We start from the raw sequence: 11,968 nt of genomic DNA, 5'->3' as shown, positions 1-11,968 counted from the left end.
CGGTCGTGGAACTCGCCCATGTCGATCTGGATGAGCGCGTCGTCGTCGCCGAACAGGAAGTTGGCCAGCGCCTTGGACAGCTCGGTCTTACCGACACCGGACGGGCCGGCGAAGATGAACGAACCGGACGGGCGCTTGGGGTCCTTCAACCCGGCGCGGGTACGGCGGATGGCCTTCGAAACAGCGCGGACCGCATCCTCCTGGCCGATGATCCGCTTGTGCAGTTCGTCTTCCATCCGCAGCAACCGGGTGGTCTCGGCCTCGGTGAGCTTGAACACCGGGATACCGGTCCAGTTACCGAGCACCTCGGCGATCTCGTTTTCGTCGACCTCGGCGACCACATCGAGATCGCCGGAGCGCCATTGCTTTTCCCGCTCAGCGCGCTGTCCAACCAGCTGCTTCTCGCGGTCACGCAGGCTGGCCGCTTTTTCGAAGTCCTGCGCGTCGATCGCGGACTCCTTTTCCCGGCGGGCGTCGGCGATCTTTTCGTCGAACTCGCGCAGGTCCGGCGGCGCGGTCATCCGGCGGATGCGCATCCGGGCGCCGGCCTCGTCGATCAGGTCGATCGCCTTGTCCGGCAGGAACCTGTCGTTGATGTAACGGTCGGCCAGGGTGGCGGCGGCCGCCACCGCGCCGTCGGTGATGGACACCCGGTGGTGCGCCTCGTAGCGGTCGCGCAGACCCTTGAGGATCTCGATGGTGTGCTCCACCGTGGGCTCACCGACCTGCACCGGCTGGAACCGGCGCTCCAGAGCGGCGTCCTTCTCGATGTACTTGCGGTACTCGTCGAGCGTGGTGGCACCGATGGTTTGCAGCTCACCGCGGGCCAGCTTCGGCTTGAGGATGGACGCCGCGTCGATCGCGCCCTCGGCCGCTCCGGCACCGACCAGCGTGTGCAGCTCGTCGATGAACAGGATGATGTCGCCGCGGGTGTTGATCTCCTTGAGCACCTTCTTCAGGCGCTCTTCGAAGTCACCGCGGTAGCGGCTGCCGGCCACCAGCGAACCCAGATCGAGGGTGTAGAGCTGCTTGTCTTTCAGCGTCTCGGGCACCTCGCCGTGCACGATCGCCTGGGCCAGGCCCTCCACGACGGCGGTCTTACCGACACCGGGCTCACCGATCAGCACCGGGTTGTTCTTGGTGCGCCGGGACAGCACCTGCATGACCCGCTCGATTTCCTTCGCGCGGCCGATGACCGGGTCGAGTTTGCCCTCCATGGCCGCCGCGGTCAGGTTGCGACCGAACTGGTCGAGCACCAGCGACGTCGACGGAGAGCCGGACTCGCCACCGCGGCCACCAGTGCCGGCCTCCGCGGTCTCCTTGCCCTGATAGCCGCTCAGCAACTGGATGACCTGCTGGCGCACCCGGGTGAGCTCGGCGCCCAGCTTGACCAGAACCTGGGCGGCGACGCCCTCGCCCTCACGAATCAGCCCGAGAAGAATGTGCTCGGTGCCGATGTAGTTGTGGCCGAGCTGCAGCGCCTCGCGCAGGCTCAGCTCCAGGACCTTCTTGGCGCGCGGGGTGAACGGGATGTGGCCGGACGGAGCCTGCTGACCTTGGCCGATGATCTCCTCGACCTGGCTGCGGACACCCTCCAGAGAGATGCCCAGCGACTCCAGCGACTTGGCCGCTACGCCTTCGCCTTCGTGGATGAGACCCAGCAGGATGTGCTCGGTGCCGATGTAGTTGTGGTTGAGCATCCGGGCCTCTTCTTGCGCCAAGACGACAACCCTGCGGGCACGGTCGGTAAAACGTTCGAACATTGGCGGTTACCTGCTCTTCCTCACCATCGGTACTTCGTCATCGTCGGCGGTGGGGCCGACACCGCGTACCTGACGTCCACTGTAGTGGGCGATCGGCCGGGCTTCCTACCTCGCTATCGCTGAGCCACTTCGGAGTTCCCGGCCACAACGCGGTTACAACAAAACAACGCGGGAAAACAGTGAATCGTTTCCCGCGTTGCTTGCAGATCAGTTCGCCACCAGCGAAAGCTGGCTCAGCCGATTAGGTTGCGGCGTGGAATGCGTCGATGACGTCGGCCGGGATACGACCGCGGGTCGACACGTTGTGTCCATTACGACGAGCCCAGTCGCGGATTGCCGCGCTCTGCTCACGATCAATGACACCACGACCCCGGCCCGAGCTCGAACGCCCGCGGCGGCGGCCTCCCACCCGGCGAGACGCTTCCACCCACTGCTTCAGGTCGTTGCGGAGTTTCGTCGCATTCTTGGCCGAAAGGTCAATCTCGTAGGTCACCCCGTCGAGGCCGAATTCAACGGTTTCGTCAGCAGCGCCTTCGCCGTCGAAATCGTCGACAAGAGTGACGGTCACTTTCTTCGCCATTGGCTGAGCCTCACGCTTTCTTCTTAGACACTTGCCATCCAGGACATGTGCTTGGACCGCCCCCGTCTAACAATCTGCCACACGCGCGCGAGTAATTCAATACGGTGCCACAGAACGGCTCAGTTGCTATGCGGACGCACAATAGGAAACAATACCGTCTCTCGTATTGAGAGCCCGGTCAAAGCCATCAGCAGCCGGTCGATGCCCATTCCGGTTCCGGTGCACGGCGGCATGGCGTGCTCGAGGGCAACAAGAAAATCCTCGTCTAGCTGCATTGCCTCATCGTCGCCGGCGGCCGCGGCTCGTGCCTGCTCAGCGAATCTTTCCCGCTGCACCACCGGGTCGATCAATTCCGAGTATCCGGTGGCCAGCTCGAATCCGCGGATATAAAGATCCCACTTCTCGGTTACCCCGGCAATACAGCGGTGTTGGCGCGTCAACGGAGTTGTCTCGACCGGAAAATCCTTGACGAAGGTGGGCGCTGTCAACGTCGAACCGACGGTGTGCTCCCAAAGTTCCTCGATCAACTTCCCGTGCCCGTACCCGCGGTCCGTCGGAACCTCGACGTCAAGTGACGCTGCGATAGCGAGCAAGCGATCGACACAGGTGTTGGGTGTGATCTCTTCGCCGAGAGCCTCTGACAGTGACGGATACATTTCCACCGACGCCCATTCTCCGTCGATGTCATACACGCTGCCGTCAGGTAGGGAGAGTTGTCGAGTACCGATCGCCTCGTCAGCCACCTGTTGAATAAGCTCACGGGTTACAACGGCAGAGTCGTCATAGGTTCCATACGCTTGATAGGTCTCCAACATGGAAAATTCAGGCGAATGCGTGGAATCGGCGCCTTCGTTTCGGAACACCCGATTTAGTTCGAAGACCTTGTCGAACCCGCCGACGACGCAGCGCTTCAGGAACAGTTCCGGCGCGATCCGCAGGTAGAGATCGAGGTCGAGCGCGTTGGAGTGCGTGACGAACGGACGAGCCGCCGCGCCACCGGCCAGAGTCTGCAACATCGGTGTCTCGACTTCTAAAAAGCCGCGCTGCTCGAGGGCGTTGCGTAATGCGCGGATGATCGCAATGCGCCGGCGGGCGACCGTCCGTGCCTCCGGACGCACGATCAGATCGACATAACGCTGCCGCACCCGTGATTCTTCACTCATCTCCTTATGCGCCACCGGCAGCGGCCGCAACGCCTTGGAGGCCATCTCCCAGCTGTCGCCGAGCACGGAGAGTTCACCACGGCGCGAGCTGATCACTTCGCCGTGAACAAAAACGATGTCGCCGATATCGACGTCGGCCTTCCATTGGTCGAGTGCTTGCTGCCCGACGCCGGCGAGGCTGAGCATGACCTGGAGTTGGGTGCCGTCGCCGTCCTGCAGGCTGGCAAAGCACAATTTGCCCGAGTTGCGGGCGAACACCACTCGGCCGGCCACCCCGACGACGTCACCGGTGGTCGAATCGGCAGGCAGGTCGGGATAGGCAGCGCGAATCTGCGCCAGCGTGTGGGTGCGCGCCACCTCGACGGGATAGGGATCGCGGCCCTCGGCCGCCAGGCGCTCGCGTTTGTCCCGGCGTATCCGGAACTGCTCGGGAAGGTCTGGTGGATCCTCAGAGTCGTAGCCGGCGGCGTTCACGAGCTGCCAGTTTAAAGGAGAAGCCGCGAAACAGAAGCAGGGGTCGTGATCGTGGCCCGGCGGCAACCCCTGCTTCTGTTTCGCGAGAAGGGACAGTCAGCGTGCGGTCTTGAGCCGACCACGCTGGCTGTCTCGGTTGTGCTCGAAGACCAGCCGCAGCCCGTGCAAGGTCAGGTGCTGGTCGTAATGATCGACCGAGTGCAACTCGGCCAGCAGCAGCGGCGCGGTGTGACCAGTAGCCACAACAGTGACCTGACTATCTGGGCCGCCGGAGAAGCCGTCGACGTCTTTGCGGATCCGGCCGACCAGACCGTCCACCAGACCTGCGAAGCCGAAAACCGCACCGGCTTGCATGCATTCGACCGTATTCTTGCCGACCACCGAGCGCGGCCGGGCCAGCTCTACCCGCCGCAAGGCCGCCGAGCGTGCAGCGGCAGCATCGGACGAAACCTGGATGCCCGGCGCAATCGCGCCACCCAGGAATTCACCTTTGGCCGACACCACGTCGACGCAGATCGACGAGCCGAAATCGATGACGATGGAAGCGGTATTGTACTTCTGAAAAGCTGAGAGACAGTTGACAATTCGGTCCGCGCCGACTTCTTTGGGGTTGTCGACAAGCAGCGGAATGCCGGTCCGCACACCGGGTTCGATCAGAACGTGCGGCACTGTCGGCCAATACTGCTCGAGCATCACCCGGACTTCGTGCAGCACCGAAGGCACCGTGGACAGCGCCGAAGCACCGGTTAGCTGATCGGAGTCGTCACCGATCAAGCCGTCTATCGTCAATGCAAGTTCGTCGGCCGTGATCTCGGATTCCGTCCGAATACGCCACTGCTGCACCACTTTCGCGTGCTCTTTGGTGCCCGATACCAGCCCGACGACGGTGTGGGTGTTGCGGACGTCGATGGCCAACAGCACGACTAGACTTCCTTCATCGGGGCGAGCTTCATCGCGGCGAGACCAGCTCGTCCGCATCAGCCGGCACGAACGCCGGATCGCTACCCAGGTCGATCGCTTTGTTCTCGGCGTCGACGAAGACGATCCTGGGTTGGTACGTGCGGGCCTGCGCGTCTTCCATCTGGGCGTAGGCGATCAGGATCACCAGGTCGCCGGGATGCACGAGATGAGCTGCTGCGCCGTTGATCCCGATCACGCCGCTACCGCGCTGCCCGGTGATCGCGTAGGTGACCAAGCGGGCGCCGTTGTCGATGTCGACGATGGTCACCTGTTCGCCCTCGAGCAGGTCGGCCGCGTCCATCAGGTCGGCGTCGATCGTCACCGAGCCCACGTAGTGCAGGTCGGCCTGCGTGACCGTCGCCCGGTGGATCTTCGACTTGAGCATTGTCCGTAACATCAATTCCTCCCTGGAGATTCGAGGGATTCGGGCAGCGCCGCGGACACTCGCCCGTCGACGCCCACGGTGGTTCCGATTTCGATGGCGACGTTGTCGAGCAGTCTGGTCTTGCCGAGCCGGGCCGCGACCAACAGCCGGCCGGCCCCGGCCACCGGGGCCGGACCCAGCGCGCTGTCGCGTACTTCGAGGTAGTCCACGTCGATGGTGGGTACCGCGGCGAGCACCGAGCGGGCCGCGTTCAGTGCAGCATCCGCGCCACCCGGTGCGGCATGCGAGCCGGCCAGCAGCGCAACCGACAAAAGTCCGGCCAGCTCGCGCTGCGCGACGTCGAGGTAGCGGTTGCGTGACGACATGGCCAGGCCGTCGGTCTCGCGCACGATCGGCACGCCGACCACTTTGGTGCCGATATTGAGATCGGCGGCCATCTGGCGGACCAGCACCAGTTGTTGATAGTCCTTCTCCCCGAAAAAGATTCGGTCGGGTGCGACAATCTGCATCAACTTGCACACGACGGTGAGCATGCCCGCGAAATGAGTCGGACGCGCGGCACCCTCGAGCTCGGATCCGAGCGGGCCCGGATGCACGACGGTCCGCGGGCCGTCCGGATACATCGCCGAAGCGGCTGGGGTGAAGGCAATTTCGACTCCTTCACCGCGTAAAAGTTCAAGGTCAGCCTCGACGACCCGCGGGTAGGCGTCGAGATCTTCGCCCCCACCGAACTGCAACGGGTTCACGAAGATCGAGACCACGACCACCGAACCGGGCACGCGTTTGGCGGCTCGCACCAGCGCGAGGTGTCCATCGTGCAGAGCTCCCATGGTCGGCACCAGCATTACCCGTCGACCGGTGTGCCGCAGCGCTCGGCTGACGTTGCTGACATCGCAGGGGTTGGCGTAGACGCTGAGTTCGCCGGCGTCGAATTTCGGGGGCCGCTGGATGCTCATTGGGCCAACACCTCGAGCACGTCGTCGGGTGCGTGCACCTTCTCGGCCGTGCGGATCGCGTTCACCCGGTAGGCCTGTGCCAGTTGGGGATCGACGGCCCGCAGCGCGCGCAGGTGCCCGGCGACCGTGCCGGCGTCGCCGCGGGCGATCGGGCCGGTGAGCGCCGCCTGCCCGCGCTGCAGGGTGTTTTCCAGGGCGGCACGGGCCAACGGCCCGAGGATGCGCTCAGCGATACCGTCGGGCTGGTTGTCGACGAGCTGTTGGCCGAGCAATTCGGTGCCCGCAGCCGCCGCCCGTAGCGCATCCAGCGCATCGGTGAGCACCGTGACGATGTGATTGCCCGCGTGGGCCAGCGCCGCGTGATACAGCGTGCGCGCCTGCTCGGGCACCCGGAACGGCTCGCCGCCGATCTCGAGCACCAGCGACTGTGCGATCGCGTAGCCGACCTCGTCGGCCGCGGTGATCCCGAAGCAGGTGTCCGGAAGCCGGGAGATGTCCTCGTCGGAACCGGTGAACGTCATCGCCGGGTGAATGGCCAGCGGAATGCAGTCCTGGGCGGTCAGCGGCGCCAGCACGCCGATGCCGTTGACGCCCGAGGTGTGTACGACGATGGTGCCCGGCCGTACGGCGGAGGTGGCGGCCAAACCCGAGACCAGCCCTGGCAATTCGGTGTCCGGCACGGCCAGCAACAGCAGTTCGGCGTTGCCGGCGACGTCAGGTACCGGCGCTACCGGGGTGTCGGCCAGCCGACGCTCGGCGCGCTGCCGGGAGGCGCGGGATACCGCACTGCAAGCAACCACGACGTGGTCGACGCGTTCCAGCGCCATACCCAACGCGGTTCCCACCCGGCCGGCGGAGATGATCCCCACCTTGAGCCGAGCCGGGCGCAATCCGTCGAACTGCACCATCGCAGACGACCCTCACAAGTCCTTTTGGTTTCGTTCCAGTCCCGCGCTGCGGGTACCGGACGGTCGTTAGGACTGTACCGTGCGACGACGCGGGCCGCGTCGCGGCCCGAGGAGAAGCGCGGTCATCGGACCCAGCCGTGCGACGATGCGGGCCGCGTCGCGGCCCGAGGAGAAGCGCGGTGGTGTTCGTCTCAGTCTTCGCGGCGCCGCCGACGCCCGCCGCCCTCGGACGGGGAGCTTTGCAGCCGCGCCAGCAGATCGGCCACCGAATGGCCGCCGGATTGCGGCTCCTCGGCCTCGGATAGCGGTTCTGTGCTGCGATGACGAGCGCCGGCCGGTGGCGGCGCCGACATCACCGGCCCGCGATCCGGAGGCGGCGGCACGGGCTGCCGCGGGGGAGGCGGCGGGGACATCGCCGGGGCCGATCCGGCGCTGCCTGGCTCGGAGTGGTCGACAGAGTGGCGGGATCGCGCGTGACCGCCCGATTCGCTCCAGTCGTCACCCGATTCGCTCCAGTCGTCACCCTGGTCGCTCTGTTCGGCGGCCGCGCTGGAGTGCCGCCCCCGCCGCTCGGCCGGCGGCTCCGCGGCGGGCTCGCCGATGGTCGGTGACCGGTGCGACGGCTTGTCTCGGGGCGGCCCGTTGTCGTATGCCCACGGCGTTGGTGCAGGGTTCTCGGGCTGAGCGGCGTCCCAGTTGCTGCCGGACGCAGGCAGCGACTGCCCTTCGGAGCTGACCGGCTGCCAGGATGGTGGCCGCGGCGCCTCGGCGGGTGGCGGCCAGGGGATCCGCGGCTCGGGCTGTGCCGGCTCAGGCCGTGCCGGCTCGGGCTGTGGCGGTGACGCGAATTGCGGCTCGGGCGAGGGAGATTCGGGTCGCCGGTGGGAACGCCGTGGGGCCGGCGGCTCGAACCGTTCGGGTCCGGTCGCCCCCCACACATTGGGCGTGGGCCATCCGCTGGGCTGGCCATGCGGCGGAGTCCAGTCGACGTCCGGCGCCGGCTCGTTGCGCGCTGCCGGGGTTTCCTGGTCGCCGGAACGCCGATGCGAACTGCGATCCGGCTCGGCGGCTTCGGCGGCGCCGCTTCCCTGCCGCGGTGGCGCGTAGGCCTCGTGCGGCTGCGGCGCGTAGTTCGGCTGGTAGCTGTCCGTCGCGGGCTGCCGCGGCGGAGCCGGGACCAGCGGTTCCTCGTGGACGTCAATGATCGAGTCGTCGGCCTGCCGGGCGGGCTCTTCGGCACGGACGGATTGCACCCGGTTGATGCGCTCGCGGGCGCTTTCGTTGTCGCGCTCCCATTCGCTGTAGCCACGCACGGCCCTGCGTTCGCCTTCCAAGGCCGGACGATCGCTGAGTTCGGCGTCGAACAGGATTTCCAGATTGGTGCGCAATGCCGCCAACTCGGCTCGCAGCTCCGATACTTCTTCGCTGGCCTGCGCTCGCAATTCGAGGGCCAGCTCGCGACGCAGCTGGGACTCCACCGTGAGCTCGTACTCGCGGCGGGCCGAGATCTCCCGGTCTAACTGCAGGTCGTACACCAGCTTGAGGTCTCGCGCCCGGGCTTGATCAACGTCGCTTTGCCGGCGGTAGATCACCGAGACGAAGGCCGCGACGACGGCGGCCCACAACGCGAGAATCACCGCGAGCTTGAGGAGCTCAACCCTATCGGTGAAGACGAGCGCGGAACTGGCGCCGATGGCCAGCACCAGCAACGCCGTCAGCAGCACCCACCCCGGTCTGCGCCCGCTGCGCCGCACGCGCGCGCCGCGGGACAGATCGGTCATGGCCCGACTGTACCGGCCCCGAGTCAGTCCACGTGTCGTCGTGCTCCGGCGTTTCTCACCTGGACTAATCACGGAAATCGGCTGTTCGCCGCGCCAAGCTAACTTTCGACGCTCTCACCGTTCTCGGTCGGGTCTCCCGGAGATTTACAGCAATGCTGCAACCACAGCGCGGCAATCACCAGACCCAGCGCGCTCAGGGCGGCGACGGCCGTCCCGGCGGTGTCCTCGGCGGCGACCCTGAGCCATGACCGCCGGGGCAACAGATACGCCAGGACGCCCACCCACCAGCCCAGCGTCCAGGCGCCGACCCAGGCCGACGCCTGGGCGATGACCAGGCTGCGAGCAACGGCGAGCGGATGCAGCCAGCCTGGCCCGTCGCCAATCTCGCCGGCAGCGATCTTCGCCCGCACATAACGGCCCCACACCGCCTCCGCGCAGCCGACCGCAAGCAGCGACAGACCCGTCCACACCGTGATCGGCGGAAACCATCGGTACATCACTGTGACCAGCACATATCCCGCGACTGCAGTGCCCAGTACCGCGGCCGTCAGGTCACGTTTGCGGGTGGGACTCATCAGCTTTCGGTGCGCAGCTCGAGAACAAATTCGGTGTGCCGCACGCTGGCGCGATCGGTTGGATCCAGCTCGGCGATCAGCTTGGCGATCGATTGCGTTCCGCCCGCCACGGTCAGCGTCGCGGCCGGGTCGACAGCCAGCCAGGGAATCAGCACGAAGGCGCGCAGGTGAGCCAGCGGATGCGGCATGGTCAGCCCGTCTTCCAGGGAGAACAGCTCGTTGTCGCCCTCCAGCGACGTCAGGTGGCAAGAGATCAGGTCAACATCGAGGGTGCGTGGGCCCCACTTCTGTCCGCGCACGCGATCGGCCGCGGCTTCCATCTCCTGCGCGCGGTGCAGCCAACCATGCCCGTCGAGCGTTGCGTCCTCGGCGATCAGCACCGCGTTGAGGAACGGGCCCTGCTCGACCCCACCCCAGGCCGCAGTCTCGTAGACCGGGGACACCGCTTGCACTGCATCGCCGAGCCGGTCCAGCACCGACTGCAGCCGTGCCAGCCGGTCGCCGATGTTGGATCCGATCGACAGTACGACGCGGGTCATCGGCGCCACTCCTCCACCCCGGCTACGCCGGCGTCATCGTCGTCGACGCGGGTCATACCGGCACCACCTGGCCCTGCCTGCCGCGCCGAGATCGGCGCGCCACTACGGCGACATCGGCGAAGGTGTGCGGAATGGGAGCTTGCGGCTTGTGCAGTGTCACCTCCACGGCGTGCACGCGATGGTCTTTCATGACGTCCTCGGCGATCTCGCCGGCGACCGTCTCAATCAAATTACGGGCCGGGCCCGCGACGATGGCGACCGCCCGCTCGGCGAGGACACCGTAGTCGTAGGTGTCGGCCAAGTCGTCACCAGCCGCGGCGTCCACCAGGTCTATCCACACGGTGATATCGACGAGGAAGTCCTGGCCGTCGGCACGCTCGTGGTCAAACACGCCGTGGTTGCCGCGAACTTTCAAGCCGCGCAACTTAATTCGATCAGTCATCAGCTCCCACCGCCCCAGCCCGTGTCCATGCCTCGACCACTTTGAGAGCATCGACCGAGGACCGCACGTCGTGCACCCGAACTCCCCACGCACCATGCAAGGCGGCCAGAGCCGACACCACCGCGGTTGCCGTCTCGCGGCCGTCCGGTGGCCGGACCTCGCTGTCGGGACCGGCCAGCAACCTGCCGAGAAACCGCTTGCGTGACGCACCGACCAGCACCGGAACTCCACCGGCCACCAACTCCGGTAGGGCGTGCAACAGCGCCCAGTTGTCCCGGGCGGACTTGGCGAAGCCCAGGCCGGGGTCGATGACCAGCTTGGCCGGATTCACTCCTGCGGTAACCGCGTTGTCGACGCAGGCCATCAACTCGGCGCGAACTTCGGCGACCACATCGCGGTAGGGCGGTACCTGGTGCGGCAGTTCGGCCGACACCGAACGCCAGTGCATCAGCACCCACGGCACATCGGCCTCGACCAACAGCGACGCCATGTCCTCGTCGGCGCGACCGCCGGAGACGTCGTTGACCATCGATGCGCCGTTCTCCAGGGCCGCCCGGGCAACGCCGGCGTGCATGGTGTCGACACTGACAGTAATTCCCTGGGCGGCAAGCTCTCTGACGACGGGTACGACGCGAGCCGTCTCGATCCGCGGATCGATTCGATGCGCACCGGGGCGGGTCGACTCGCCTCCGACGTCGACGATCGCCGCCCCGTCGGCGGCCAGCGCCAACCCTTGCTCGATAGCACGATCGGCATAGAGGTAGCGCCCGCCATCCGAGAACGAGTCGTCGGTGACATTCACCACCCCCATGACTTGGACGCGCGTGGTGCTCACCTGCGCAAGATCAGTTCGAGGGCTTCGGCTCGAGATGCATTGTTGGACTTGAATTGGCCGCGCACGGCCGACGTCGTGGTGACCGCCCCCGGCTTACGGACGCCCCGCATCGACATGCAGAGGTGTTCGGCCTCGATCACGACGATGGCGCCGCGAGGATCGAGTTTGCGCATCAGCGCATCGGCGATCTGTGCGGTGAGACGTTCCTGTACCTGCGGCCGTTTGGCGTACATATCGACCAGCCGGGCAATCTTGGACAACCCGGTCACCCGGCCGTCGCGGCCGGGGATGTATCCGACGTGCGCCACACCGTGGAACGCCACCAGGTGATGTTCGCAGGTGGAATACATCGGGATTTCTTTGATCAGCACCAGCTCGTCATGCTGCTCGTCAAAAGTGGTGTCCAGCACGGTATCCGGGTCGGCGTAGAGGCCGGCGAACATCTCCTGGAAACTGCGGGCGACCCGGGCCGGCGTGTCCACCAGGCCGTGCCGGTCGGGGTCTTCACCGATGGCATAGAGCAATTCGCGTACCGCGGCCTCGGCGCGCGGTCGATCGAACACCGCTTTGTTCAGGGTCGCGGTGTCGGAATTCGGCTGCGCCATCG

13 protein-coding genes are annotated in these 11,968 nt (G+C 66.2%); all 13 read right to left on the bottom strand.

Annotated features, from left to right (window positions below):
• Window positions 1-1,763: ATP-dependent protease ATP-binding subunit ClpC (gene clpC1 / locus ABDV69_RS08895; RefSeq protein WP_343573348.1), on the bottom strand; the 1,763-nt coding region annotated here is incomplete at its 3' end.
• 241 nt (window positions 1,764-2,004) lie between these two features.
• A complete protein-coding gene (gene lsr2, locus ABDV69_RS08890; RefSeq protein ID WP_343573346.1) occupies window positions 2,005-2,343 on the bottom strand; it encodes a histone-like nucleoid-structuring protein Lsr2 in 339 nt (112 codons plus the stop codon).
• Between the two features lie 119 nt (window positions 2,344-2,462).
• On the bottom strand, window positions 2,463-3,980 hold the full coding sequence (gene lysS, locus ABDV69_RS08885) for a lysine--tRNA ligase (RefSeq protein WP_343573345.1): 1,518 nt from the start codon (window positions 3,978-3,980) through the stop codon (window positions 2,463-2,465).
• A 96-nt stretch (window positions 3,981-4,076) separates the two neighbouring features.
• The gene (locus ABDV69_RS08880; RefSeq protein WP_343573344.1) at window positions 4,077-4,901 is read right to left on the bottom strand and encodes a type III pantothenate kinase; all 825 of its coding nucleotides are present in this window, start codon (window positions 4,899-4,901) and stop codon (window positions 4,077-4,079) included.
• 28 nt (window positions 4,902-4,929) lie between these two features.
• Window positions 4,930-5,337 carry an aspartate 1-decarboxylase gene (gene panD / locus ABDV69_RS08875; protein ID WP_343573343.1) on the bottom strand — a complete coding sequence of 136 codons (408 nt, stop codon included), beginning with the start codon at window positions 5,335-5,337 and terminating at the stop codon, window positions 4,930-4,932.
• Window positions 5,337-6,281, bottom strand: a complete 945-nt coding sequence (gene panC / locus ABDV69_RS08870) for a pantoate--beta-alanine ligase (protein ID WP_343573342.1) — start codon at window positions 6,279-6,281, stop codon at window positions 5,337-5,339. Before panC ends, panD begins: the two co-directional genes overlap by 1 nt.
• Window positions 6,278-7,189 carry a DUF2520 domain-containing protein gene (locus tag ABDV69_RS08865; protein WP_343573340.1) on the bottom strand — a complete coding sequence of 304 codons (912 nt, stop codon included), beginning with the start codon at window positions 7,187-7,189 and terminating at the stop codon, window positions 6,278-6,280. Before ABDV69_RS08865 ends, panC begins: the two co-directional genes overlap by 4 nt.
• 191 nt (window positions 7,190-7,380) lie before the next feature.
• Window positions 7,381-8,970: a DUF6779 domain-containing protein gene (locus tag ABDV69_RS08860; protein WP_343573339.1), complete on the bottom strand. Its 1,590-nt coding sequence runs from the start codon at window positions 8,968-8,970 to the stop codon at window positions 7,381-7,383.
• A gap of 98 nt (window positions 8,971-9,068) precedes the next feature.
• Window positions 9,069-9,545: a DUF3180 domain-containing protein gene (locus ABDV69_RS08855; protein ID WP_343573337.1), complete on the bottom strand. Its 477-nt coding sequence runs from the start codon at window positions 9,543-9,545 to the stop codon at window positions 9,069-9,071.
• Window positions 9,545-10,084 carry a 2-amino-4-hydroxy-6-hydroxymethyldihydropteridine diphosphokinase gene (gene folK, locus ABDV69_RS08850; protein ID WP_343573336.1) on the bottom strand — a complete coding sequence of 180 codons (540 nt, stop codon included), beginning with the start codon at window positions 10,082-10,084 and terminating at the stop codon, window positions 9,545-9,547. Before folK ends, ABDV69_RS08855 begins: the two co-directional genes overlap by 1 nt.
• A gap of 52 nt (window positions 10,085-10,136) precedes the next feature.
• A complete protein-coding gene (gene folB, locus ABDV69_RS08845) occupies window positions 10,137-10,526 on the bottom strand; it encodes a dihydroneopterin aldolase (protein WP_343573335.1) in 390 nt (129 codons plus the stop codon).
• Entirely contained in the window at window positions 10,519-11,361 is an 843-nt protein-coding gene (folP, locus tag ABDV69_RS08840; RefSeq protein WP_343573333.1) for a dihydropteroate synthase, read from the bottom strand. Before folP ends, folB begins: the two co-directional genes overlap by 8 nt.
• Window positions 11,358-11,966: a GTP cyclohydrolase I FolE gene (gene folE, locus ABDV69_RS08835; protein WP_343573332.1), complete on the bottom strand. Its 609-nt coding sequence runs from the start codon at window positions 11,964-11,966 to the stop codon at window positions 11,358-11,360. The genes folP and folE overlap by 4 nt, the downstream gene beginning before the upstream one ends.
• Window positions 11,967-11,968: the final 2 nt, after the last annotated feature.

Origin of the sequence: Mycobacterium sp., assembly GCF_039583785.1 — a bacterium.
Classification (GTDB): Bacteria; Actinomycetota; Actinomycetes; order Mycobacteriales; family Mycobacteriaceae; genus Mycobacterium.
The sequence above is the reverse complement of the archived record's forward strand: the minus strand, read 5'-3'. Positions and strand labels throughout refer to the sequence as shown.

Coding starts and splice junctions, on each gene's coding strand:
- lsr2 (WP_343573346.1), bottom strand. CDS start 2,343: ATGGCGAAGAAAGTGACCGTCACTCTTGTCGACGATTTCGACGGCGAA.
- panD (WP_343573343.1), bottom strand. CDS start 5,337: ATGTTACGGACAATGCTCAAGTCGAAGATCCACCGGGCGACGGTCACG.
- panC (WP_343573342.1), bottom strand. CDS start 6,281: ATGAGCATCCAGCGGCCCCCGAAATTCGACGCCGGCGAACTCAGCGTC.
- ABDV69_RS08865 (WP_343573340.1), bottom strand. CDS start 7,189: ATGGTGCAGTTCGACGGATTGCGCCCGGCTCGGCTCAAGGTGGGGATC.
- ABDV69_RS08860 (WP_343573339.1), bottom strand. CDS start 8,970: ATGACCGATCTGTCCCGCGGCGCGCGCGTGCGGCGCAGCGGGCGCAGA.
- ABDV69_RS08855 (WP_343573337.1), bottom strand. CDS start 9,545: ATGAGTCCCACCCGCAAACGTGACCTGACGGCCGCGGTACTGGGCACT.
- folK (WP_343573336.1), bottom strand. CDS start 10,084: ATGACCCGCGTCGTACTGTCGATCGGATCCAACATCGGCGACCGGCTG.
- folB (WP_343573335.1), bottom strand. CDS start 10,526: ATGACTGATCGAATTAAGTTGCGCGGCTTGAAAGTTCGCGGCAACCAC.
- folE (WP_343573332.1), bottom strand. CDS start 11,966: ATGGCGCAGCCGAATTCCGACACCGCGACCCTGAACAAAGCGGTGTTC.